This is a genomic window from Streptomyces sp. NPDC023527, assembly GCF_055560115.1.
The window spans coordinates 290,574-313,767 of the sequence record NZ_JBVHJJ010000009.1; the positions used below are offsets into that span (position 1 = coordinate 290,574).

A 23,194-nucleotide genomic window follows, 5' to 3' on the forward strand; every position below is an offset into this window, starting at 1 on the left:
AGCGTCGGGAACCGCCGTCACTCCCAGGCCCCCCGCCCGGACCTCGCGAGCCGCCGGCACCCGCCGCCGCACGACACCCCGCACACCCACCAGGACCGGCAACCCACGTGAGCTCCTCCCCCTTCCCGGGTTCCCCCGGCTCGACCGGCTCGGCCCGCCCGCCGCACCAGCAGGCGCGCCAGGCGTCCCCGGGCGCGTACCGCCTCGTACGCACCCGGCCGGGCCGCACGGCCCCTCCTGAGCTGGACGCACGGCAGCGGGCCGTGGTTGACCACGGGGAAGGACCGCTGCTGGTCCTGGCGGGCCCGGGCACGGGCAAGACCACCACGCTCGTCGAGGCGGTCGCGGAGCGGGTGCGGCGGGGCACCGATCCGGAGCGCGTCCTGGTCCTGACGTTCAGCCGCAAGGCCGCCGTCGAACTCCGCGACCGGATGGCCGCCCGGCTGGGCGGCGCCCAGGGGCCGCAGGCCACCACCTTCCACTCGTACTGCTACGCCCTGGTCCGCGCCCACCAGGACGCCGACCTGTTCGCCGACCCGCTGCGGCTGCTGTCCGGCCCCGAGCAGGACACCGTCGTGCGCGAGCTGCTCGCCGGCCAGGCGGACCTGGAGCGCGAGGGGCGCGCGGCGGTGCGCTGGCCCGACGAGCTGCGCGCCTGCCTGACCACACGCGGCTTCGCCGACGAGGTGCGCGCGGTCCTCGCCCGCAGCCGCGAGCTGGGGCTGGGCCCCGACGCGCTCGGCGCCTTCGCCCGGCGCACCGGCCGGCCCGACTGGGGGGCGGCCGCGTCCTTCCTCGCCGAATACCTGGACGTGCTCGACGCCCGGGGCGTGCTCGACTACGCCGAACTCGTCCACCGCGCCGTGCTGCTCGCCGAGCGCCCGGAGACCGCCGCGCGGCTGGCCCTGCGGTACGACGCCGTCTTCGTCGACGAGTACCAGGACACCGACGCCGCCCAGGCGCGGCTGCTGCGCGCCCTGGCGGGCGGCGGCAGGACGCTGGTCGCCTTCGGCGACCCCGACCAGTCGATCTACGCCTTCCGGGGCGCCGACATCAACGGCATCCTCGACTTCCCGGACGCCTTCCCGCGCCCCGACGGCTCGCCCGCGCCCGTCGAGGTCCTCACGACCTCGCGCCGTTCCGCCGCGGACCTCCTCGCGGCCACCAGGCTGCTCACCCGCCGGATGCCGCTCACCCGCCTCCCGGCGCGGGCGGTACGCGCCCACAGGGAGCTCGCCGCCGTCCGCGAGGACGGCCGGGTGGAGGCGTACACCTACCCGACAGCGGGCGCCGAGGTCGACAACATCGCCGACATCCTGCGCCGCGCGCACCTGGAGGACGGCGTCCCCTGGCACGAGATGTCCGTCCTGGTCCGCGCCGGCTCGCGCTCCATACCGGTCCTCCGCCGCGCCCTGACCTCGGCGGGCGTTCCCGTGGAGATCGACGGCGACGACCTCCCCCTGCGCCACGAACCGGCTGTTGCCCCCCTGCTGACGGCCCTGCGGGTGGTGGCGGAGGCGGGGGCGCCTCCGGCAGAGCCCTTCGCGGGCCCGGCACCGGAGCCCTCGGCTGACGACGGCCCGGCGCGTCCCGGTGAGGCCGCTCCGCCGCGGGCGCGCCACGCCTGGCTCGACGCCGAGACCGCGCTCACCCTCCTCACCTCGCCGCTGGGCGGCATGGACGCCGCCGACCTGCGCCGGCTGGGCCGCGCCCTGAGGGACGAGGAGCGAGCCGCGGGCAACCCCGTGCCGCGCGCCTCCGACGACCTCATCGCCGAAGCCCTCGCCGAGCCCGAGCGCCTCGTGGCGCACGACGCCGCGTACGCGCGGGGCGCACAGCGCCTCGGCGCGCTCCTGCGGACGGCCCGCGAGCGACTCGCCTCCGGCGGCACCGCCGAAGAGGCCCTCTGGGAGCTGTGGAACGGCACCCCGTGGCCGGCCCGCCTCCAGCGCGCCGCGCACCGCGGCGGGGCCGCCGGCCGCAACGCCGACCGTGACCTGGACGCCGTCTGCGCGCTGTTCGAGACCGCCGCCCGCGCGGAACAGCGCACCGGCGGCCGGGGCGCCCTGAACTTCCTCGACGAGCTGGAGGCCCAGGACATAGCCGCGGACACCCTCACCCGCCGGGCCGTCCGCCCCGACGCGGTGCGGCTGATGACCGCGCACCGCTCCAAGGGCCTGGAATGGCGGCTCGTCGTCGTCGCGGGCGTCCAGGAGGGCCTCTGGCCCGACCTGCGCCGCCGCGGCTCGCTCCTGGAGGCCGACCGCATCGGCCGCGACGGCCTCGCCGAACCGCTCAGCCCCGGCGCGCTGCTCGCCGAGGAGCGCCGCCTGTTCTACGTGGCCGCCACGCGCGCGCGCGAGCGGCTGGTCGTCACCGCCGTCAAGGCGGCGGCCGAGGACGGCGACCAGCCCTCCCGGTTCCTCACCGAGCTGGGCACCGAGCCCGTCGACGTCACCCAGCGCCCGCGCCGGCCCCTGGCCGTCGCCGCGCTGGTCGCCGAGTTGCGCGCCACCACGGTCGACCCGGACGTCTCCGACGCGCTGCGCGCCGTCGCCGCCCGGCGGCTCGCCCGGCTCGCGGCGCTGCGCGACGAGGAGGGCCAGCCGCTCGTACCGGCCGCGCACCCCTACCGCTGGTGGGGGCTGCACGAGCCGACGCACAGCGAGGTCCCGCTGCGCGACCGGGAGCTTCCGCTCGCGCTGTCCGGCTCCGCTGTCGGGCAGCTGGCGGGCACCTCCGGCTCCTGCTCGCTGCAGTGGTTCCTCGGCCGGGAGGTGAAGGCGGACGCCCCGTCCACCGCCGCGCAGGGGTTCGGCAACGTCGTGCACGTCCTCGCCGACGAGGTCGCCTCCGGGCGGACCCCCGCAGATCTGGCCGTCCTCATGGAGCGGCTCGACTCCGTGTGGGACGCGCTCACCTTCGACGCCCCCTGGAAGTCGGTCCAGGAGAAGGAGAACGCCCGCGCCGCACTGGAGCGCTTCCTGCGCTGGCACGTGATGGAGCGCGGCGGCCGCACCCCGGTCGCCACCGAGCACGGCTTCGACGTCACCCTGAAGGCCGAGGACCACCTGGTGCGCATCCGGGGCTCCATGGACCGCGTCGAGGCGGATCGCCACGGGCACGCCTACGTCGTCGACTTCAAGACCGGCAAGGGGGCCGTGTCGGCGGGCGACGTCGAACGACATCCGCAGCTCGCCGTCTACCAGCTCGCCGTCGAGCACGGTGCCGTCGACGAGCTCTTCGAGGGCGCGCGGCCGAAGGCGGGCGGCGCCGAGCTCGTACAGCTGCGGCAGGGTGCGGCGAAGAAGGACGGCGGGGACGCCGTCCCCAAGGTGCAGGCCCAGGAGGCGCTCGGGGCGGACGGCTGGGTCGAGGGGCTGCTCGCCGAGGCGGCCGGCCGGGTCCTGGAGGAGCGGTTCTCGCCGCGCCCCGGCCAGCACTGCGGCCACTGCTCGTTCCGGGCCTCGTGCACCGCGCGGCCCGAGGGCCGGCAGGTGGTGGAGTGACGCGCGGGGCGTTGTCGGTGGTGCCCGTTAGCGTTGATGCCGTGACCCCGCGCCTGACCGACCCCGAGCAGCTCAAGGAGCTGCTCGGCATCCCGTTCACCCCGGAGCAGACGGCCTGCATCACCGCGCCGCCCGCCCCGCAGGTGATCGTGGCCGGCGCCGGATCCGGCAAGACCACGGTGATGGCCGCGCGCGTCGTCTGGCTCGTGGGCACCGGGCAGGTCGCCCCCGAGCAGGTCCTCGGCCTCACCTTCACCAACAAGGCCGCCGGCGAGCTGTCCGAGCGCGTGCGCAAGGCGCTCGTCGAGGCGGGCGTCACCGACTCCGAGCCCGGCCCCGCCGACCCCGACCGGGCACCGGGCGAGCCCCAGATCTCCACCTACCACGCCTTCGCCGGGCGGCTCCTGAAGGAGCACGGCCTGCGCATCGGCCTGGAGCCCGGCGCCCGGCTGCTCGCCGACGCCACCCGCTTCCAGCTCGCCGCCCGCGTCCTGCGCACCTCACCGGGCCCGTATCCCGCGCTCACCCGCTCCTTCGGCGACCTCGTCGCCGACCTCCTCGCCCTCGACGGCGAGCTCTCCGAGCACCTCGTGGCGGCGGCGGACCTCCGCGCCCACGACACCGGGCTGCTGGCCGCGCTGGAAGGCGCCCGGCTCTCCAACGCCGACCTGCGCAAGGTGCCCGAGGCCGCCCGCGCCCGCCTCGAACTCCTGGAGCTGGTCGAGGCGTACCGCAAGGAGAAGGCCAAGCGCGACCTCCTCGACTTCGGCGACCAGATCGCCCGCTCCGCCGAGCTGGCCCGCACCCGGCCGGAGGTCGGCCGGATCCTGCGCGAGCAGTTCGCGGTCGTCCTCCTCGACGAGTATCAGGACACCTCGGTCGCCCAGCGGCTGCTGCTCGCCGGCCTCTTCGGCGGCGGCGCGGGCCACGCCGTCACCGCCGTCGGCGACCCCTGCCAGGCCATCTACGGCTGGCGCGGCGCCTCCGTGGCCAACCTCGACGACTTCCCCCGGCACTTCCCCTACGCCGACGGCCGCCCCGCCCAGCGGTTCTCGCTCAGCGAGAACCGCCGCAGCGGCGGCCGCCTCCTCGACCTCGCCAACGGCCTGGCCGCCGAGCTGCGCGCCCGCCACGAGGGCGTCGAGGCGCTGCGGCCCGCACCCGGCGCCGAGCGGGACGGCGTGGTCCGCTGCGCCCTGCTGCCCACCCACGCCGAGGAGCTCGACTGGCTCGCCGACTCCCTCGCCCACCTGGTGCGCACGGGCACGCGCCCCGGCGACATCGCCGTCCTGTGCCGCACCGCCGTCGACTTCGCGCAGATCCAGGGCGCGCTTGTGGAGCGCGACATCCCCGTCGAGGTCGTCGGCCTGTCCGGGCTGCTGCACCTGCCGGAGATCGCCGACCTCGTCGCCGTGTGCGAGGTCCTCCAGGACCCCACCGCCAATGCCGCGCTCGTCCGCCTGCTGATCGGCCCCCGCTGGCGCATCGGTCCCCGCGACCTCGCCCTGCTGGGCCGCCGCGCCCGTACGCTCGTGCCCTACGGCAGCGCCGGGGACGACCCCGAGCGCCGGCTCGCCGAGGCCGTCGAAGGCGTCGACCCGGCCGAGGTGATCTCCCTCGCCGACGCCCTCGACACGTTCCTGACGGCCGACGGCCCCGACGACGGCCTGCCCTTCTCGGCCGAGGCCCGGGTCCGCTTCGCCCGCCTCGCCGCCGAGCTGCGCGACCTGCGGCGCTCCCTGGCCGACCCGCTCATGGACGTCCTGCACCGAGTGCTGGCCACCACGGGCCTGGAGGTCGAGCTGTCCGCCTCGCCGCACGCGCTGGCCGCCCGCCGCCGCGAGACGCTCTCGCACTTCCTGGACATCGCCGCGGGCTTCGCCGCCGTCGACGGCGAGGCCACCCTGCTCGCCTTCCTGGGCTTCCTGCGCACCGCCGCGCAGTACGAGAAGGGCCTCGACAGCTCCCTGCCCGGCGGCGAGAACACCGTCAAGGTCCTCACCGCGCACAAGTCCAAGGGCCTGGAATGGGACGTGGTCGCCGTCCCCGGCCTCGTCACCAAGACCTTCCCCAGCGAGCAGTCCCGCGAGTCCTGGACGGCCCAGGCCAAGGTGCTCCCGCACGCCCTGCGCGGCGACGCGGACACCCTTCCCGACATCGAGGCGTGGGACGGCAAGGCGATGACCGCCTTCAAGGGCGCCATGAAGGAACACCAGCGGATCGAGGAACTCCGCCTCGGCTACGTCACCTTCACCCGCCCCCGCTCGCTCCTCCTGGGCTCGGGCCACTGGTGGGGCCCCAACCAGAAGAAGCCCCGCGGCCCCTCGGACTTCCTCCAGGCCCTGCGCGCGCACTGCGAGGCCGGCCACGGCGAGATCGAGGTCTGGGCGGACCCGCCGGAGGAGGACGCGGAGAACCCCGCCCTGCGGGAGTCGGCCACCGACCACTCCTGGCCCCTGCCGCTGGACCCCGTGTCCCTGACCCGCCGCCGCGCCGCGGCGGACGCCGTCCTGGCCCACCTGGACCGCCTGGCGGCGGCGCCGGATCCGGAGCCCTCGCCCGAGCCGGAGGCCGCGTACGACCCGGACTGGCCACCTCCGCCGGAGGACGAGGAGTACGACGCGTACGAGGAGTCGGAGCCCCCTTCCGACGAGGACCTCGCGGCCTGGGACGACCTGCCGACGTCGCGGGCGTCGGCGGATGCCGTCGCCGGATCGGGGACGCGCGCGCACGAGGACGCGTCCGGCCGTTCGGGCGAGGGCCCTGCGGCTTGGGACGACCTGCCGACGTCGCGGGCGTCGGCGGATGCCGTCGCCGGATCGGGGACGCGCGCGCACGAGGACGCGTCCGGCCGTTCCGGCGAGCGCCCCGCGGCCTGGGACCAGGCGCCCACGGACGCCGCACCCGGCTCGGAGACGGCCGCGCACGAGCACGCCGACCCCTCCGTGCCGCACGCCGGCCACGCCGTGCTGCCCTCGCCCCGCCGGGCGCCGGGCAGGCCCGCGCCGGCCCACGGGCACCCGCACGATGCGCCACCGGCCCCGCTCCGGCCCGCCGACGCGCCCGTACGCGACGACCACGCGCCCGCCCGGCCCGGCCCGGCGGACGGCCGCCCGCACCCGGCTCCTGACGCCAAAGAGAAGGCCGCGGAACACCCGGCCGCAGGGCATGCGCACGCGGGGCCCGGAGGGTCGCCCGCGCAGGCCGGACCCGGAGCGACGTCACAGGAGCCGTCCGCAGGACACCACGCGCCCTCCCTCTCGCCCGAGGAGGCCCGCCTCGTCGCCTCCTGGGACCGGGATCTGGACGCGCTCGCCGGTGAGCTGCGGCGGGCACGCGCGCGGGTGCGCGATGTCGCCCTGCCGTCGTCGCTCAGCGCCTCGCAGCTGGTCCGGCTCGCTGCCGACCCGGACGGCTTCGCGCGCGAACTGGCCCGCCCCATGCCGCGCCCGCCGCAGCCCGCCGCGCGCCGCGGCACCCGCTTCCACGCCTGGGTCGAGTCCCGCTTCGAGGCGCTGCCCCTGCCGCTGCTCGGCCCCGACGAGCTGCCCGGCGCGGACGAGGACGCGTACGAGCCGGAGATCGCCGACGAGCGGGAGCTGGCCGCGCTCAAGGACGCCTTCGAGCTCACCCCGTACGCCCACCGCACCCCGTACCGCGTCGAGGTGCCCTTCCAGCTCACCCTCTCGGGCCGAGTGATCCGCGGCCGCATCGACGCCGTCTACCGCGAGCGCGGCCCCCAGGGCGACACCTACGAGATCGTCGACTGGAAGACGAGCCGCGTCCACGGCGCCGACCCCCTCCAGCTGGCGATCTACCGCGTCGCCTGGGCCGAGCGGCACGGCCTGCCGCTGTCATCGGTGACCGCCGCCTTCGTGTACGTGCGCGACGGCGAGACCGTCCGCCCCGCCGGGCTCCCGGACCGCGCGGGGCTCGAACGGCTGCTGACGGGGGAGGACGCGTGATCGAGCCCGGTCATGATCACGCGGCGTGTCCGGATAGGCTCGACGGCATGAGCGACACACCGGACAGCGCCGTCCGAGCGTTTATCGAGGGCCACCGCGCCGCATTCCTCGACGACCTCGTCGAATGGCTCCGCATCCCTTCCGTGTCGGCCGAGCCCGGCCGCGCCGCCGATGTGCGCCGCAGCGCCGAGTGGCTGACCGCCAAGCTCACCGAGACCGGCTTCCCGACCGCGGAGATCTGGGAGACCGACGGCGCCCCGGCCGTGTTCGCCGAGTGGCCCTCCGGTGAGGCCGACGCCCCGACCGTGCTGGTCTACGGCCACCACGACGTCCAGCCCGCCGCCCGCGAGGACGGCTGGCACACCGAGCCCTTCGAGCCGGTGATCAAGGACGGCCGGCTGTACGCCCGCGGCGCCGCCGACGACAAGGGCCAGGTCCTCTTCCACACCCTGGGCGTCCGCGCCCACCTGGCCGCGACCGGCCGCACCGCCCCCGCGGTCAACCTCAAGCTGCTCATCGAGGGCGAGGAGGAGTCCGGCTCGGCGCACTTCGGCGAGCTCATCCGCGCCCACGCCGACCGCCTCGGGTGCGACACCGTGATCGTCTCCGACACCGGCATGTGGTCCGAGGACACCCCGACCGTCTGCACCGGCATGCGCGGCCTCACGGACTGCCAGATCGACCTCTACGGCCCCGACCAGGACATCCACTCCGGTTCCTTCGGCGGCGCCGTGCCCAACCCGGCCGTCGAGGCCGCCCGGCTGGTCGCCGCCCTGCACGACGAGGACCGCCGGGTCGCGATACCGGGCTTCTACGACGGCATCGTGGAGCTGACCGACCACGAGCGCGAGCTCTTCGCCGAGCTGCCGTTCGACGAGAAGCGCTGGCTGCGCACCGCCCACTCCCACGCCGCCCTCGGCGAGAGCGGCTACACCACCCTGGAGCGGGTCTGGGCCCGGCCGACCGCCGAGGTCAACGGCATCTCCGGCGGCTATCAGGGCCCCGGCGGCAAGACGATCGTGCCGTCCACCGCCCAGCTGAAGCTGTCCTTCCGGCTCGTCGCAGGCCAGGACGCCGACCGCGTCCAGCAGGCCGTACGGGACTGGGTCGCCGACCGCCTGCCGGACGGCGTCCGCCACGAGATCACCTTCTGGGGCGCGACCCGCCCCTGCCTGACCCCGCTCGACCACCCGTACCTCCAGTCGGCCGTACGGGCCATGGGGCGCGCCTTCGAGCAGAAGATCCGCTACACGCGCGAGGGCGGCTCGGGCCCCGCCGCCGACCTCCAGGACGTGCTCGGCGTCCCGGTGCTGTTCCTGGGCATCTCCGTGCCTTCGGACGGCTGGCACGCGCCGAACGAGAAGGTCGAACTGGACCTCCTCATGAAGGGCGTCGAGACCGCCGCCCACCTGTGGACCGACCTGGCGGGGGCCGGTCGGGCCCGCTAGCCCACGCTCGACGTACGCACACCATTCGCAGGGGGAGTTGGAAGCAGCCGTGACCACCTGGACCGATCTCGCAGCCGCCCGGCCCATCACGCTCAGCGGCGACAGCGGCATCGACCGCGCCGCGCATCACCGCCTCGACGAGGCATGGCTCGCCGCGGCCTGGAGCCACCCCTCCACGCGGGTCTTCGTGGTCTCCGGCGGCCAGGTGCTGATCGACGACACCCCCGACGGCCGCACCGAGCTGGTGATGACCCCCGCCTTCGAGGCGCCCGTCACCGAGACGCACCGCTATTTCCTGGGTGAGGACGAGAAGGGCATCGCCTACTTCGCCCTCCAGAAGGACGCCCTGCCGGGGCGCATGGACCAGTCGGCGCGCCCCGCCGGGCTGCGCGAGGCGGGGCTGCTGCTGTCGCCGCGCGACGCCGGGCTGCTGGTGCACGCGGTGGCCCTGGAGAACTGGCAGCGGCTGCACCGCTTCTGCTCCCGCTGCGGCGAGCGCACGGTCGTGGCGGCCGCCGGCCACATCCGCCGCTGCCCGGCCTGCGGCGCCGAGCACTACCCCCGCACCGACCCGGCCGTGATCATGCTGGTGACGGACGCGGACGACCGGGCGCTGCTGGGCCGCCAGATGCACTGGCCGGAGGGCCGCTTCTCGACGCTCGCGGGCTTCGTGGAGCCGGGCGAGTCCATCGAACAGGCGGTGCGGCGGGAGGTCGCCGAGGAGGCGGGCGTGACGGTCGGTGACGTGGAGTACGTCGCCAGCCAGCCCTGGCCCTTCCCCTCCAGCCTGATGCTCGGCTTCATGGCGCGGGCCACGTCCTCCGACATCCAGGTGGACGGCGAGGAGATCCACGAGGCCCGCTGGTTCTCGCGGGCCGAGCTGCGGGCGGCGTTCGAGTCCGGCGAGGTGCTCCCGCCCACCGGCATCTCCATCGCGGCCCGGCTGCTGGAGCTCTGGTACGGCGAGCCGCTGCCGCAGAGCCCCACCTGGGCGGGCTGAGCAGGACGCAAAACGGCCGGGGCACCGACTCGTGCGAGTCGGTGCCCCGGCCGTTCGTGTGCGGGTCGGGCGCGTCAGGACGCGAGCGCCTGCTTGACCTGCGCCAGCGACGGATTGGTCATCGTGACCGGCGTGGCGCCGCTCAGCGGGGTCACCAGGACCGTCGGAACCGTCTGGTTGCCGTCGTTCGCCTTCTCCACGAAGGCGGCCGACTCGGCGTCGTGCTCGATGTTGATCTCGTTGTACGCGATGCCCTCGCGGTCCAGCTGGCTCTTCAGCCGACGGCAGTAGCCGCACCAGGTGGTGCTGTACATCGTCACGGTGCCCGACATGCGCCCTCGCTCTCCCTAGGTCATGGGTGTTATTGCGGTGTTAGAACACGCACCCGTCTCCAGCCATTCCCGCATTAGTACGACCGGCCCGCCCCGCCTGTGGACGGCATTCCCGGTCGCCCCCGCGAACCTGGCAGCATGGCGGAGTGACAGCAGCAACGCACTCCTCCCTCTTCCCGCCGGTCCCGGACTCCCCGGACGCGGTGCTCGCCGGGCTCGACCCCGAGCAGCGCGAGGTGGCGACGGCCCTGAGCGGCCCGGTGTGCGTGCTGGCCGGAGCCGGCACGGGCAAGACCCGCGCCATCACCCACCGCATCGCCTACGGCGTCCGCTCCGGGGTGCTCCAGCCCGCCAGTGTGCTCGCCGTCACCTTCACCAACCGCGCCGCCGGTGAGATGCGCGGCCGCCTCCGCCAGCTCGGCGCGGGCGGCGTCCAGGCGCGCACGTTCCACTCGGCGGCGCTGCGCCAGCTCCAGTACTTCTGGCCCAAGGCCGTCGGCGGCGAGGTGCCGCGCCTGGTCGAGCGGAAGGTCCAGATCGTCGCCGAGGCGGCGGCCCGCTGCCGGGTCCGCCTCGACCGCAATGAGCTGCGGGACGTCACCGGCGAGATCGAGTGGTCCAAGGTCACCCAGACCGTCCCCGAGGACTACGCCCCGGCGGCCGCCAAGGCCGGCCGGGAGGCCCCCCGGGACCCGGCCGAGATCGGCCGGATCTACGCCATGTACGAGCAGCTCAAGCGCGACCGCGGCGTGATCGACTTCGAGGACGTCCTGCTGCTGACCGTCGGCGTCCTCCAGGACCGGCACGACATCGCCGAGACGGTGCGCCGCCAGTACCAGCACTTCGTGGTGGACGAGTATCAGGACGTCAGCCCCCTCCAGCAGCGGCTCCTGGACCTGTGGCTGGGCGACCGGGACAATCTCTGCGTCGTCGGCGACGCCAGCCAGACCATCTATTCCTTCACCGGCGCCACCCCCGACCACCTGCTGAACTTCCGCACCCGCCACCCCCGCGCGACGGTCGTCAAGCTCGTCCGGGACTACCGCTCCACCCCCCAGGTGGTGCACCTCGCCAACGGCCTGCTCTCCCAGGCCCGGGGCCGGGCCGCCGAGCACCGCCTGGAGCTGATCTCCCAGCGCGACGCGGGCCCCGAGCCCGGCTGGACGGAATTCGCCGACGAGCCCGCCGAGGCCGAGGGCACCGCCCGCAGGATCCGCGAGCTCATCGACTCCGGGGTGCCGGCGAGCGAGATCGCCGTCCTCTACCGCATCAACGCCCAGTCCGAGGTCTATGAGCAGGCGCTCGCGGACGCCGGGGTGCCCTATCAGCTGCGCGGTGCCGAGCGGTTCTTCGAGCGCCCGGAGGTGCGCGAGGCCGGGCTGCTGCTGCGCGGCGCCGCCCGCGCCGGAGGCCACTCCGACCCGCAGCTCGCCGACGCCGACGACGTCCCCTCCCAGGTGCGGGCCGTGCTCGGCACCCGTGGCTGGACGCCCGAGCCGCCCGCCGGCTCGGGCGCGGTCCGCGACCGCTGGGAGTCCCTCGCGGCCCTCGTGCGGCTCGCCGAGGACTTCGTGCGGGCCAGGCCTGAGGCGACCCTCGGCGATCTCGTCGCCGAGCTGGACGAGCGGGCGAGCGCCCAGCACGCCCCGACCGTGGAAGGTGTGACTCTCGCCTCACTTCACGCCGCCAAGGGCCTGGAGTGGGACGCCGTCTTCCTGGTCGGGCTCACCGAGGGCATGATGCCGATCACTTACGCCAAGACCGATGAGCAGGTCGAGGAGGAGCGCCGGCTGCTCTATGTCGGCGTCACCCGGGCTCGCTTCCACCTCTTCCTGTCCTGGTCGCTGTCCCGCGCCCCGGGCGGTCGGGCCGTGCGGCGCCCCAGCCGCTTCCTGAACGGGCTGCGGCCGGGTTCCCCGGGCGCCACCAGACCGGTTGGCGGCCGGGCGGCCCCGGGCGGCGCGGCCGGCGTCGAGCGGGGGGCGGTGCGCAAGCGGCGCGGGCCCGCGCGGTGCCGGGTCTGCGGGCGCACGCTGACCGAGGCGGGCGAGATCAAGCTGATGCGCTGCGAGGACTGCCCCTCGGAGCTGGACGAGGCGCTGTACGAACGGCTGCGAGACTGGCGCGCCGAACAGGCCGGGCTGCTCGGCCAGCCCGCCTACTGCGTCTTCACCGACAAGACGCTTCTCGCGATCGCCGAGGCCGTTCCGGGAACCGAATCGGAGCTGGCGTGCATCTCAGGGGTGGGAGGACGGAAGCTCGACAAGTTCGGCGCCGACGTCCTCACCCTGTGCGCGGGCAAGGAGCTGACGTCGGAAGACGTGTCCGGAGCCGGGGCCCGAGAGGGGTCCGGGGACACGCCGGAAGAATCTCCGGAAAAATAGTTTGCGCACGCGGACGGCCTACCCATAGCCTTCCGAGCACGGAGAGAACGGCACTTCCGAGTTCCGGTCGATCCGTGCTGTACTGAACCGACCCGGACTGGTTTCGACCGGTCCCCAAGACGCCGAGAGGAGGCGAAGACCATGATCAGCTGCTTCATCAACAGCAACAAAATGACCGATCGCCCGGTCGTCGCCATTCGTCCGCTCGGCTTCTCCTTCGGCTCTCTCTCGCTCTCGTTCCAGGGCACCGGTCTGTCCAGCACCGGCACCTCCCTGATCAATGAGCGACCGACCGAGGCGCCCAAGGTAAAGGCAGCAGCAGTGGCACAGGCCCAGGCCTATGCCATTGAAGCGACGACCGACGGCGCCGAATCCCGGCACGCACAGCAGCAGCACCACACGATGTGGGCCTTCCGTGGGCTCGAACCCTGGAGAGATCCAGCCTGATCGGCATGATCAGGTCGGCACCTTCCAGGGCCGCGGAACCCACACCGGGATCCGCGGCCCTTTTGTTTGCCCCCTCACCAGCACGAGGGGAACCAGCCCGGCCACCAGCCGGAAGAACAGACGAGGAAAAGAAACCGTGCAACTCAAGGCACACACCCCGTCAGTAGCGACCGACCTGATCCCCCCGCCTGTCCCCACGGAGGACTCCTTGACCCCCCTCACCGCCCTGACCGACCTCGACGACGCCATCGAGAACCTGGGCACCCCCGTTCCCTGCCGCAGCTACGACCCGGAGGTCTTCTTCGCCGAGACCCCGGCCGACGTCGAGTACGCCAAGTCGCTCTGCCGGACCTGCCCGCTGCGTGAGGCCTGCCTCGCCGGTGCGTTGGACCGCCGTGAGCCGTGGGGCGTCTGGGGTGGAGAGCTCTTCGTCCAGGGCGTCGTGGTGGCCCGCAAGCGGCCCCGTGGCCGCCCGCGCAAGAACCCGGTCGCCGCATGAACCTCTTCGGCACCATCGACCGCCCCACCACGCACGACCCCAAGAAGCAGGATCCGACGATGCACCGCCCCGCCACCGAGCCATTCGGCTCCGCAGCCCCCGCCCGTGACAGCTCCCGCGCGACCGCGTCGCGTCAGAACAGGAACCTCGAAATGCAACTCATCCCAGAAGCCATGGCCCGGGCCCATATGGACGACCTCCGCCGGGAGGCCGAGTCCGAACGCAGTGCCATCCGCCTGGTCGCCGCCCGGCGGATGCAGCGGCGCGCCGAGCGCGCCTCGCTGCGCGCCCGCCGCGCGCTGGCCATGGCCGTCATGCACTGAGGCTCACGCCTGAGGCTCACTCCCACCGAATGCCCGCGGGGCCGGTCCGAAAGGACCGGCCCCGCGGGGCGTTGGGTGCGTTGCGCCCATCCCGACCTGTTCACGGGGATATCGTCTGGGAGTGGACCAGAAGAGCCATGAACCAGTGCAGTTGGACCCTGAGGCCACCGAGACCGCCGCGCCCGTGACGTGCGCCGGCTGTGGCACCGCCGCCGACGGTACGCCGCCGACCTGGACCTGCTCCGTCGAGAACGGCATTCGCCGCTACTTCTGCGACGACTGCGCCCGCGCCAACCTCAGAGCCATCGAGGGGCGGCTCGACTCGTCCTGGTGGTGAGGCCGGGCCGCGGGGCCGTCAGGCGGGTGTCCCCCGACTCTCCTCGGCGGCCACCGCGAACCCGGGCACCCACGCCTCCATCTCGTCCCGCAGCCGCACGGTCGCGCCCAGCTGGCACAGCACCCCGATGGTGCTGGTCGTCACCCGGTGGATCAGCAGATACGCCGGCGGCAGATTGAGCTGCCGCGCCAGCTGGTACGCGGGGGAGCGGGGATCGGCGATCCGTGTCGCCTGGGCGCGCATCCAGCCCCGGGTGAAGGTGAACTCCTCCACCTGGGCCGGCTCGATGATCGGCAGCAGATAGTCCAGCACCGCCCCCGGATCCAGCTCGATCTCCGGCTTGACGAACCCCTCGTCCCGCAGCAGATCGTGAACCGCCTCGGCCTCGCCGTCCAGCGTCATCCGCAGCGCGGTGCCGATCTCCGGTGGCAGGCCCTGCGGCAGCCGGTCCACCGTGCCGAAGTCCAGCACGCCCAGCCGCCACTTCTCCGGCGGGCCGTCCGGGGCGTCCCCGGTCAGCAGCCGGAAGTTGCCCGGATGCGGGTCGGCGTGCAGCAGCCCCGTGCGCGCCGCGCCGGAGAAGAGGAAGCGGGCCAGCAGCTGACCGGCGCGGTCCCGCTGCTCCTGGGTGCCCTCGGCTATGACCTCCGACAGCGGCACCCCCTCCATCCACTCCGTGACCAGCACCTGATCGCTCCGGTGCACCACGGCCGGGACCGCCACATCCGGATCATCCGCGAACTCCCGCGCGTGTGCGCTCTGCGCCCGGGCCTCCAGCTCGTAGTCCAGCTCCTCGGACACCCGGTCGCGCAGCTCGGTGATCAGCGGCTTGATGTCCATGCCGGGAACCAGCGGCCCCAGCAGCCGCGCGAACCGGCCCAATTGGGTGAGGTCGGACAGCAGGGCCTCGCCCGCCCCCGGATACTGCACCTTGACCGCGACCTCGCGCCCGTCGTGCCAGACGGCCCGGTGCACCTGCCCGATCGAGGCGGCCGCTGCCGGCTGGTCGTCGAACTCCTGGAACAGCTCCCGCCAGTCCGCGCCGAGCCGCTCCGCCAGGGCCGCGTGCACCGACTTCACCGGCATCGGAGGCGCCGCCTCCTGAAGCTTGGTCAGCGCCGCCCGATAGGGGCCGGCCACCTGCTCCGGGAGCGCCGACTCGAAGACCGACAGCGCCTGACCCAGCTTCATCGCACCCCCCTTGAGCTGCCCCAGGGTCGCGAAGAGCTGCTCGGCCGTGCGCTGCTGCAGCTCCGTCGCGATCAGTTCCGCCGACCGCCCGCCGATGCGCTTCCCGAGCCCGAGCGCGGTACGCCCCGCGAACCCCAAGGGCAACGCGGCCAACTTGGCGGTACGGGTGACCGCCTTGCGGGGAAGATCAGACATGCGCCCCTCCAACTAGCTGAACAGCCACGCCGCTGACGGCGGTTACCTGCTCATTGTCCCGTGCGCCGTCCCCGCGGCCGAGGCATATTCCGGATCCGAAGATCCCGCCGCGCCGCACGGACACCGCGGATGCGGCTCGACGGGACGCGGGAGCCAGGCCGGACCCGGCAGCGCCAACTCCAACCGCACGCCCGCGCTCGCCGGGGAACCACCGTCGAGGAAGGCCAGTGCCCGCGCCACGGTGAGCCCCGCCACCACCGTGGCCAGTGCCATGTCGCACGACGGTACCCCCGACCCGCGACCGGACCGCCACTGGGCGAGCATCCGAGGCCAAGCCGTGTCCCGCCGAGCGCGCCCCAGCTCGATACAGCCCGCGCAGGCCGTCTCTCCCGGCAACACCAACGGCCCCACCAATCCAGTGGCTTCCAGGACACCCGCGTACATATGAGGAATACCGGACGAGATCAACTCCTCCGCCCCGTCGGGATCGGGAGCGTAGGCGGCGAGACCGTCCCGCGGCGCGAACACCACCAGGGCCAGCGGCGGCTCGGCCCCGCCGCCCCCGCGCGTCCGGGGCCGGGGCCCCGGCGCCGCTTCCCGTACGACCCGCCGCGCCGCGGCGTCCCGCCGCTCCCCGACCCGCTCGGCGCCCACCCCGGCCGGTCCCACGTCCCAGGGCTCCACGCAGCCGCCGTCCATCACATCGACCCGGCCCACCCCGGAGGCCGACAGCAGGGCGGCGATCGCGGCCCCCACCCGCCCCGCGCCCCGGACCTGCACCCGCGTCGCCTGCCGGGCTCCCATCAGCCCCATCGCCGCCCCCGGACCGGGATGCAGCACGGACAGGGACGCGAGGTCCGGCCGCAGCCGCTCCACCGCCGCGCCCCGCTCCCGGACGGCGGCGGCGCGCTCACCGCCGGCCCGCGGGTCGTCCAGCAACCCGGCCCCCGTCAACTTCTCCACCAGGGCGTCCACCCGCCCCTCGGGCAGCCCCACGGCCCGCGCCTCCTGCCGGAGCAGGGGCAGACCCCGCGTGCCGTCCAGCAGCCCGAGGAAGCTGCTGGTCGCCGTGTCCACCGGCCCCACCACCACCGCGTGCGCAGGGGCCACCCCGAACTGCACGGTGTCGCGATTGCGCCAGCCGCGACGCAGGGCGGGCTTGAGCATGGGATGCGCGGTCCCGCTCCTCTGATCGGTCCCGGCCTTCTGATCGGTCCCGGTCTTCTGGCCGGCCCGAGTGGGCTGAGCGGTGCGAGTGGGCCGGTCGGTCCGAGTGGTCTGGGCGGTCTGAGTGGTCCGCATGGTCGTTCCCCCGTTCGTCGGCCTCCAGAATGGGGTCTCCGGCCGATCACCGTGCGAAGTTGTCCACAGGCACGGAGTGATTGTCATACAAGCCGTGTGCTCTCCGGCTGTTTGCTCCGACAAGGAGCGATGGGCGGGACTTCACGCCTCGCCAGCGGGTAACGTCGGGGCCGTGCCCGTCGACCCTCTGCACAGTGCCGCAAGACCGCCGCGCAGCGCCCCGACCCCGCTCACCGGCGGACCGGAAACCGGCGCGGTCGAGGTGAGACGGAGCGCGCGCCGCCGCAGAACGGTCTCCGCGTACCGCGAGGCCGACCGCACCGTCGTGCTCATCCCCGCCCGCATGTCCGAGGCCGAGGAACAGCGCTGGGTGCGAGTGATGCTCGACAAGCTCGCGGCGCAGGAGAGCAAGCGGATGCTGGGCGACGCCGAGCTGGCCGAGCGCGCCGGCCGGCTGTCGGAGCAGTATCTCGGCGGCCGGGCCCGCCCCGAGACCGTCCGCTGGGTCACCAACCAGAACACCCGCTGGGGCTCGTGCACCCCCGCCGAGGGCAGCATCCGCCTCTCCCACCGGCTCCAGGGCATGCCCGAGTACGTCGTCGACTACGTCCTCCTCCATGAGCTGGCCCACCTGCTCGTCCCCGGCCACGGGCCGGGCTTCTGGCGGCTCCTCGACGCCTATCCGCGCACCGAGCGCGCCCGCGGCTACCTCGAAGGGGTGGTGGCCGCCGACCGGCTGCCCCACCTCCCGGCCGCCCGGAGCGAATGAGGAAAGCCCAGGCACAACCGTTAGCCTGACGCAACGCATTCATCGCACGTTCGGATGGGGGACGGTCGTTACGCATGGCCAGGGAATTCCAGCGCGGCCACAAGGCCAAGATCAGTGATCTGACGGCGGGGACCGATCTGTACGTGGGAGTGCAGATCGCCGGCCCCGGCCTGACCTTCGACATCAGCTGCTTCGGCCTCGACGCCCAGGAGCGGCTCTCCGACGACCGGTACTTCGTCTTCTTCAACCAGCCCAACTCCCCCGAGGGCGCCATCCAGCAGCTCGGCGCCCAGGCCGGTGACACGGAATCCTTCCGGGTCACCCTCGACCAGATCCCCCCGCAGGTGCGGAAGCTCTCCTTCACGGCGACGGTCGACGGTGCGGGCCAGATGTCGCAGATCGGCCCCGGCTATCTGCGCGTCGTCGCGGGCGGCGAGGAAGTCGCCCGCTATTCCTTCACCGGTGCGGAATTCAGCACGGAACGCGCGGTGATGCTCGGTGACTTCTACCTGAAGGACGTCTGGCGCTTCGCCGCCGTCGGGCAGGGGTTCGACGGCGGCCTGGAGGCGCTGCTGACGAACTTCGGCGGCGAGGTCCTGGAAGAGGAGCCGCAGCCCGAGCCCCAGGCGGCGCCGGCACCGTCCGCCACCCCCGCGTTCGCGCCCCCGGCGCAGACGACGCCACCCCCGGCCTTCGCGGCTCCGGCCGCCCCGGTGCCGCACCAGGCACCGCCGGCCGTGACCCACACGCCGCCCCCGGCGCCCGCCCACCAGACCCCGCCGCCGCACCAGGGCTTCCCGCCCCCGCCCGGCAGCACCCCGCCCCCGGCCGCCCCGCCGCAGGTGCACGTGGCGCCCACCATCGCCGCGCCCATCGCCCCGCCCGGCTACTTCGACCAGGGCGCACCGGCCGGCGGCCAACTCCCGCCGCCCCCCGGCCCGCCCGGAGTGCCGGGTCAGCAGGGCTCGTACGGCCAGCAGCCGGGCCCGTACGGGCAGCCCGGCACGCAGCAGCCCTACGGCCAGCCGCAGGCCCCCCAGCAGCCCTACGGGCAGCAGCCCCCGCAACCCTTCCCGGGCCAGCCGGCGCCCCCCTACGGCCAGTCCGCCCCCGGCATGGCTTCCCACGCCCCGGCCGGTGTCCAGGCGGCGTTCGAGAAGTACCGCGAGGTGCCCACCGGACAGCGGTGGACCCTGCAGAACCCCAAGCTCATCCGCGTCGACCTCGGCGTCGACCAGCAGCCCGTGCTCGCCCGGCAGGGCAGCATGGTCCTCTACCAGGGCAAGGTCGACTTCGGCTACAAGGGCGCGGGCTTCGCCGGCCGCATCGTGGGCAACGCGACGGGCCAGGAGATGCAGCTGATGCGCTGCACCGGGCGCGGGCAGGTCTTCCTGGCCGAGAACTCCGCGCACGTCCACCCCATCGAGCTCCAGGGCGACGCCCTCTGCGTCTCCGCCGAGTCCGTGCTCGCCTTCGACGAGTCCCTCCAGCACGAGGTCCGCCGGATCGAGGGCCACGGCATCCCCGGCGGCGCGCTGTTCACCATGCAGTTCCAGGGCCACGGCACCGTCGTCGTCAAGACCCACGGCATCCCCGTCGTGCTGCCGGTCACCCCGACCACCTTCGCGGACAGCAACGCCATCGTCGCCTGGTCCGCCGCCTCCCAGGTGATCATCTCCAGCCAGGTCCGGCTGCGCCGCAACTCCTACCCTGGCCACAGCGGCGAGGCCGTGAACCTCCAGTTCCGCGGCGCGCCCGGCAACTTCATCGTCGTCCAGCCCTACGAGGTCTGAGGGAGCCCGAAATGACCATGAATCAGACACCGATCTCGGGCTACGCCCCGGCCCCGGTCACCGCCCGCATGGAGAACCACGGCAGCAGCATGCTCCGGGTCGCCATGCAGAGCGGCAACGACCTGTTCGCCCGTACCGGCTCGATGGTCGCCTACGAGGGCTACGTCCAGTACGAGGCCAACCCGCCCGCCGTCCGCCAGATGGCGTCCCAGTGGCTCACCGGCGAGGGCATGCCCCTCATGAAGTGCTTCGGTGACGGCCTGCTCTACCTCGCCGACTACGGGGCGGACGTCGTCTGCCTCCAGCTCAACGGGGAGTCGCTCTCCGTCAACGGCACCAACGTCCTGGCCTTCGACGCGTCGCTCCAGTGGGGCGTGCAGCGCGTCAAGGGCATGGCGAAGTTCGCCGGGCAGGGCCTGTTCAACGTGGCCATCTCCGGCACCGGGTGGGTGGCGCTGACCTCCCGCGGCACCCCCATCGTCGTCGACTGCGGCAGCGGCGAGGACGAGACCTATGTGGACCCGGACGCGCTCGTCGCCTGGTCCACCGGTCTGAAGATGAAGGGCAAGCGCAGCTTCAAGGCGTCGTCCATGATCGGCCGAGGCAGCGGCGAGGCGTACCAACTGGGCTTCTCCGGCCAGGGCTTCGTGGTCGTACAGCCCAGCGAGGACAGCACCGACCGGCTCCGGGCCCGGGGCTGAGGGGGAACGAGACACCATGCAGAGCCCGCTTTTCGCGCACACCGAGGCCCAGACACAGGACCGCTACGCGCTCCAGAACCCGCAGATGCTGCGCGTCTCCCTCACCGGCCATGACGACGTCCTCGCCCGCAAGGGCTCGATGGTCGCCTACCAGGGGATGATCGAGTTCGACGGCGAGTACCAGACGCGCGGTCAGCAGAACGCCCGCCTCCACACCGGCGAGGGCCTGGACCTGATGCGCTGCTCCGGCCAGGGCACCGTCTACTTCGCCAACCTGGCGCAGCACGTCCATGTGATCGACGTGGACCACGACGGTCTGACCGTGGACGGCGCCTACGTCCTGGCGCTGGACTCGACCCTGCACTGGGACACCATCGCCGTGGACAGCCACACGGGCGTCTCCGGCACCGGGGCGTACAACCTCGTCATCAGCGGCCAGGGCAAGGTCGCGCTGATGACCTCGGGCCGGCCGCTGATGCTCCAGGTCACCCCGCAGACCGTGGTCAACGCCGACGCGGACGCCGTCGTCGCCTGGTCGACGTCGCTGCGGGTGAACATGCAGGCGCCGACGTCCTCGTCGAGCGTCTGGCGGCGCCGCGGCTCCACCGGCGAGGGCTGGGAGCTGGCCTTCTCCGGCCAGGGCTACGCGCTCGTCCAGCCCAGCGAGCTGCTGCCGCCGCAGGGCGCCCAGATCGGCCAGGGGCTGATGGCGCAGTACGGCGTCGGCCAGCAGGGCGCGCACGCCCACAACCAGGGCAACATCTGGTCCAACTGATCCGCCGGAAGCGGATCCGAAGACATGAGTAAGGGGCGGCCACCCTGGGTGGCCGCCCCTTACCGATCCTCGTCCCGGAGCAGTCTCAGAGCCGCGCGAGCGTCCGCTCCACCAGTCGGCCGACCGAGCCGTCCGCGACCTCGCCCACCTCGGCGTACGGGAACCAGCGCAGGTCCAGCGACTCGTCGCTGATGGCCTCCACCGCACCCCGCGGCACCAGTGCCGCGTACTGGACGTCCAGGTGCCAGTTGCAGGGCGCCGGGATCGGGTGCCGGTCCAGGCGGACCGGGCCGCCCGGCAGCAGCGTCAGGCCCGCGATGCCGGACTCCTCCGTGGCCTCCCGCAGGGCGGCCGCCTCCAGCGTGGTGTCACCGGGCTCGCAGTGGCCGCCCATCTGCAGCCACATCCGCAGCTTGCGGTGCAGGGTGAGCAGCACCTGACCGCGCTCCGGGTCGATCACCAGGGCGCTCGCCGTGACGTGCCCGGCCTGGCAGGGCCTCCACATGCCGTCCGGGTGGCCGGCCAGGTGGTCGAGATAGACGGCCCGCAGCTCCTCCTGGTCCGGGTACTCCTTCAGGACCCGGACCGCGTCCTCGTGCAGGCTCACTTCTTGTCGTCGCCCTCGTCCTCGCCGCTGTCCTTCTTGAGGTCCGGCTTCTGCTCCCGCTTGAGGTCCGGCTTCCGCTCCGGACCCTCGGTGGAGGAACCGGAACCCCCGGCCGCCTCGCCCAGCATCTTGTCCAGCTCGGAGAAGTCCAGGTGCTCACGGTGGACGAACCCGTCCGGGTCGTCGAGGTCGGCGGCCGTCGGCAGCATGTCCGGGTGCTCCCAGAGGCCGTCACGGCCCTCCAGGCCGCGCGCGTCGGTCAGCGACGCCCACAGCCGGGAGGCGTCCCGCAGCCGGCGCGGACGCAGCTCCAGGCCGATCAGCGTCGCGAAGGTCTGCTCCGCCGGGCCGCCGGAGGCGCGGCGCCTGCGCAGCGTCTCGCGCAGCGCGCCGGCCGACGGCAGGTGCGGTGCCGCGGCGGCGTGCACGACCGCGTCGACCCAGCCCTCGACCAGGGCCAGGGCGGTCTCCAGGCGGGCGAGCGCCGCCTTCTGCTCCGGAGTGTCCTCCGGCTGGAACATGCCCTGCTGAAGGGCGTCCTGCAGCTGCTCCGGGTGCGTGGGGTCCAGCTGGCCGACCACGTCCTCCAGCTTGGAGGTGTCGACCTTGATGCCCCGGGCATAGCCCTCGACGGCGCCGAAAAGGTGCGAGCGCAGCCACGGCACATGGGCGAAGAGCCGCTGGTGGGCGGCCTCGCGCAGCGCCAGATACAGCCGCACCTCCTCCTGCGGCACACCGAGACCGGACCCGAACGCCTCGATGTTCACCGGCAGCAGCGCGGCCTTGCCGGCCGGCCCGAGCGGCAGGCCGATGTCGGTGGAGCCCACCACCTCGCCCGCCAGCACGCCCACGGCCTGGCCGATCTGGGTGCCGAACATCGCGCCGCCCATGGACCGCATCATGCCGATCAGCGGGCCCGCCATGGCCTGCATCTCCTCGGGCAGCACATCGCCCATGGCCGCCCCGACGCGCTCGGCGACCGGGTCGACCAGGTCCTTCCACACCGGCAGGGTCGCCTCGACCCACTCGGCGCGGCTCCAGGCCACGGCCGTGCCGGCGCCCGAGGGCAGCGACGTCACGCCGTCCAGCCACAGGTCGGCCAGGCGCACGGCCTCCTCGACGGCGGCCCGCTCACCGGCCGTGACGCTGGAGTCCTTGCCGCCGTCGGCGGTGCCCTGCGCGACGGTCTGCCGGGCGATGTCCTTGGCCATGTCCCAGTTCACCGGGCCGCCCTCGTAGGACAGCATCTGCCCGAGCTGCTGGAAGGCGGCGCCCAGGTCGTTCGGGTTCATGGAACCGAACATGGCGGCGAAGGGATTGTCCCCGCCACCGGGCCCCCCGAACCCGAACGGATTCGCAGGTCCCTGGCCGCCCTGGCCGTCGCCCTTCTTCTTGCCGTCGCCGCCGTTCTCCGGCTCCTCCGGCGGAAGACCGAATCCGAATGGGGTGTCACTCACGGGTTTCCTCGGCTCGTAGGGCCGCCGGCTTCGAGGACCGGCGGCGAATGCCCGACAACACCACCCAGCGTAGACACCTCGCCGTGATCCGGGCTTGGTGCTTCGCCGACCCGGGGCCTGCGGCAGGATGGACGTCACCTGGTCCGTACGCGTCATCTCG

General features: G+C 73.7%; 18 protein-coding genes. 13 read left to right on the forward strand and 5 right to left on the reverse strand.

The genetic code is table 11. The features are described 5' to 3' along the window. Nucleotides 1-107 precede the first annotated feature (107 nt). Genes ACZ303_RS19960 through nudC form a run of 4 tightly spaced genes read left to right on the forward strand, consistent with a single transcriptional unit; the run spans nucleotide 108 to nucleotide 9,922 of the window. Nucleotides 108-3,509: an ATP-dependent helicase gene (locus ACZ303_RS19960; protein ID WP_467340685.1), complete on the forward strand. Its 3,402-nt coding sequence runs from the start codon at nucleotides 108-110 to the stop codon at nucleotides 3,507-3,509. A gap of 41 nt (nucleotides 3,510-3,550) precedes the next feature. Next, nucleotides 3,551-7,474, forward strand: a complete 3,924-nt coding sequence (locus ACZ303_RS19965) for an ATP-dependent helicase (protein WP_467340687.1) — start codon at nucleotides 3,551-3,553, stop codon at nucleotides 7,472-7,474. Nucleotides 7,475-7,521: 47 nt separating this feature from the next. Continuing rightward, a complete protein-coding gene (locus tag ACZ303_RS19970) occupies nucleotides 7,522-8,922 on the forward strand; it encodes a dipeptidase (RefSeq protein WP_467340689.1) in 1,401 nt (466 codons plus the stop codon). A 49-nt stretch (nucleotides 8,923-8,971) separates the two neighbouring features. Continuing rightward, nucleotides 8,972-9,922, forward strand: coding sequence for an NAD(+) diphosphatase (gene nudC / locus ACZ303_RS19975; RefSeq protein WP_467340691.1), 951 nt, complete (start codon nucleotides 8,972-8,974; stop codon nucleotides 9,920-9,922). Between the two features lie 74 nt (nucleotides 9,923-9,996). Here nudC and ACZ303_RS19980 read toward each other — a convergent pair whose 3' ends face one another. Continuing rightward, entirely contained in the window at nucleotides 9,997-10,254 is a 258-nt protein-coding gene (locus ACZ303_RS19980) for a mycoredoxin (RefSeq protein ID WP_467340693.1), read from the reverse strand. Between the two features lie 146 nt (nucleotides 10,255-10,400). Between ACZ303_RS19980 and ACZ303_RS19985 the strand changes: the two genes are divergently transcribed. The 5 genes from ACZ303_RS19985 (at nucleotide 10,401) to ACZ303_RS20005 (ending at nucleotide 14,244) form a co-directional block, all read left to right on the forward strand. Continuing rightward, nucleotides 10,401-12,638 (forward strand): ATP-dependent DNA helicase UvrD2, encoded by a 2,238-nt coding sequence (locus ACZ303_RS19985; protein ID WP_467340695.1) that lies wholly within the window; start codon nucleotides 10,401-10,403, stop codon nucleotides 12,636-12,638. 141 nt (nucleotides 12,639-12,779) lie between these two features. Then, nucleotides 12,780-13,085 carry a hypothetical protein gene (locus tag ACZ303_RS19990; RefSeq protein WP_467340697.1) on the forward strand — a complete coding sequence of 102 codons (306 nt, stop codon included), beginning with the start codon at nucleotides 12,780-12,782 and terminating at the stop codon, nucleotides 13,083-13,085. A 136-nt stretch (nucleotides 13,086-13,221) separates the two neighbouring features. Further along, a complete protein-coding gene (locus ACZ303_RS19995) occupies nucleotides 13,222-13,584 on the forward strand; it encodes a WhiB family transcriptional regulator (RefSeq protein WP_095578690.1) in 363 nt (120 codons plus the stop codon). After that, nucleotides 13,581-13,907, forward strand: a complete 327-nt coding sequence (locus ACZ303_RS20000; protein ID WP_467340701.1) for a hypothetical protein — start codon at nucleotides 13,581-13,583, stop codon at nucleotides 13,905-13,907. The genes ACZ303_RS19995 and ACZ303_RS20000 overlap by 4 nt, the downstream gene beginning before the upstream one ends. Before the next feature lie 121 nt (nucleotides 13,908-14,028). Next, nucleotides 14,029-14,244 (forward strand): hypothetical protein, encoded by a 216-nt coding sequence (locus ACZ303_RS20005; protein WP_467340703.1) that lies wholly within the window; start codon nucleotides 14,029-14,031, stop codon nucleotides 14,242-14,244. Between the two features lie 18 nt (nucleotides 14,245-14,262). Here the strand turns inward: ACZ303_RS20005 and ACZ303_RS20010 are convergent, their stop codons facing one another. Further along, the gene (locus tag ACZ303_RS20010; RefSeq protein ID WP_467340705.1) at nucleotides 14,263-15,630 is read right to left on the reverse strand and encodes an ABC1 kinase family protein; all 1,368 of its coding nucleotides are present in this window, start codon (nucleotides 15,628-15,630) and stop codon (nucleotides 14,263-14,265) included. 42 nt (nucleotides 15,631-15,672) lie between these two features. Beyond that, complete coding sequence (locus tag ACZ303_RS20015) at nucleotides 15,673-16,797, reverse strand: ThiF family adenylyltransferase (RefSeq protein WP_467340707.1); 1,125 nt, start codon at nucleotides 16,795-16,797, stop codon at nucleotides 15,673-15,675. A 307-nt stretch (nucleotides 16,798-17,104) separates the two neighbouring features. On the opposite strand from ACZ303_RS20015, the gene ACZ303_RS20020 reads away from it, so the two are divergent. The 4 genes from ACZ303_RS20020 to ACZ303_RS20035 all read left to right on the forward strand — a co-directional run bounded on the left by ACZ303_RS20020 (nucleotide 17,105) and on the right by ACZ303_RS20035 (nucleotide 20,970). Further along, nucleotides 17,105-17,701, forward strand: coding sequence for a M48 metallopeptidase family protein (locus tag ACZ303_RS20020; RefSeq protein ID WP_467340709.1), 597 nt, complete (start codon nucleotides 17,105-17,107; stop codon nucleotides 17,699-17,701). Nucleotides 17,702-17,775: 74 nt separating this feature from the next. Next, nucleotides 17,776-19,494: a TerD family protein gene (locus ACZ303_RS20025; RefSeq protein WP_467340711.1), complete on the forward strand. Its 1,719-nt coding sequence runs from the start codon at nucleotides 17,776-17,778 to the stop codon at nucleotides 19,492-19,494. Nucleotides 19,495-19,511: 17 nt separating this feature from the next. Next, on the forward strand, nucleotides 19,512-20,195 hold the full coding sequence (locus ACZ303_RS20030) for an AIM24 family protein (RefSeq protein WP_467340800.1): 684 nt from the start codon (nucleotides 19,512-19,514) through the stop codon (nucleotides 20,193-20,195). A gap of 16 nt (nucleotides 20,196-20,211) precedes the next feature. Then, nucleotides 20,212-20,970 carry an AIM24 family protein gene (locus ACZ303_RS20035; RefSeq protein ID WP_467340713.1) on the forward strand — a complete coding sequence of 253 codons (759 nt, stop codon included), beginning with the start codon at nucleotides 20,212-20,214 and terminating at the stop codon, nucleotides 20,968-20,970. 85 nt (nucleotides 20,971-21,055) lie between these two features. Here the strand turns inward: ACZ303_RS20035 and ACZ303_RS20040 are convergent, their stop codons facing one another. Further along, complete coding sequence (locus tag ACZ303_RS20040) at nucleotides 21,056-21,577, reverse strand: NUDIX hydrolase (RefSeq protein ID WP_467340715.1); 522 nt, start codon at nucleotides 21,575-21,577, stop codon at nucleotides 21,056-21,058. After that, a complete protein-coding gene (locus ACZ303_RS20045) occupies nucleotides 21,574-23,034 on the reverse strand; it encodes a zinc-dependent metalloprotease (protein ID WP_467340717.1) in 1,461 nt (486 codons plus the stop codon). Before ACZ303_RS20045 ends, ACZ303_RS20040 begins: the two co-directional genes overlap by 4 nt. Nucleotides 23,035-23,194 lie beyond the last annotated feature (160 nt).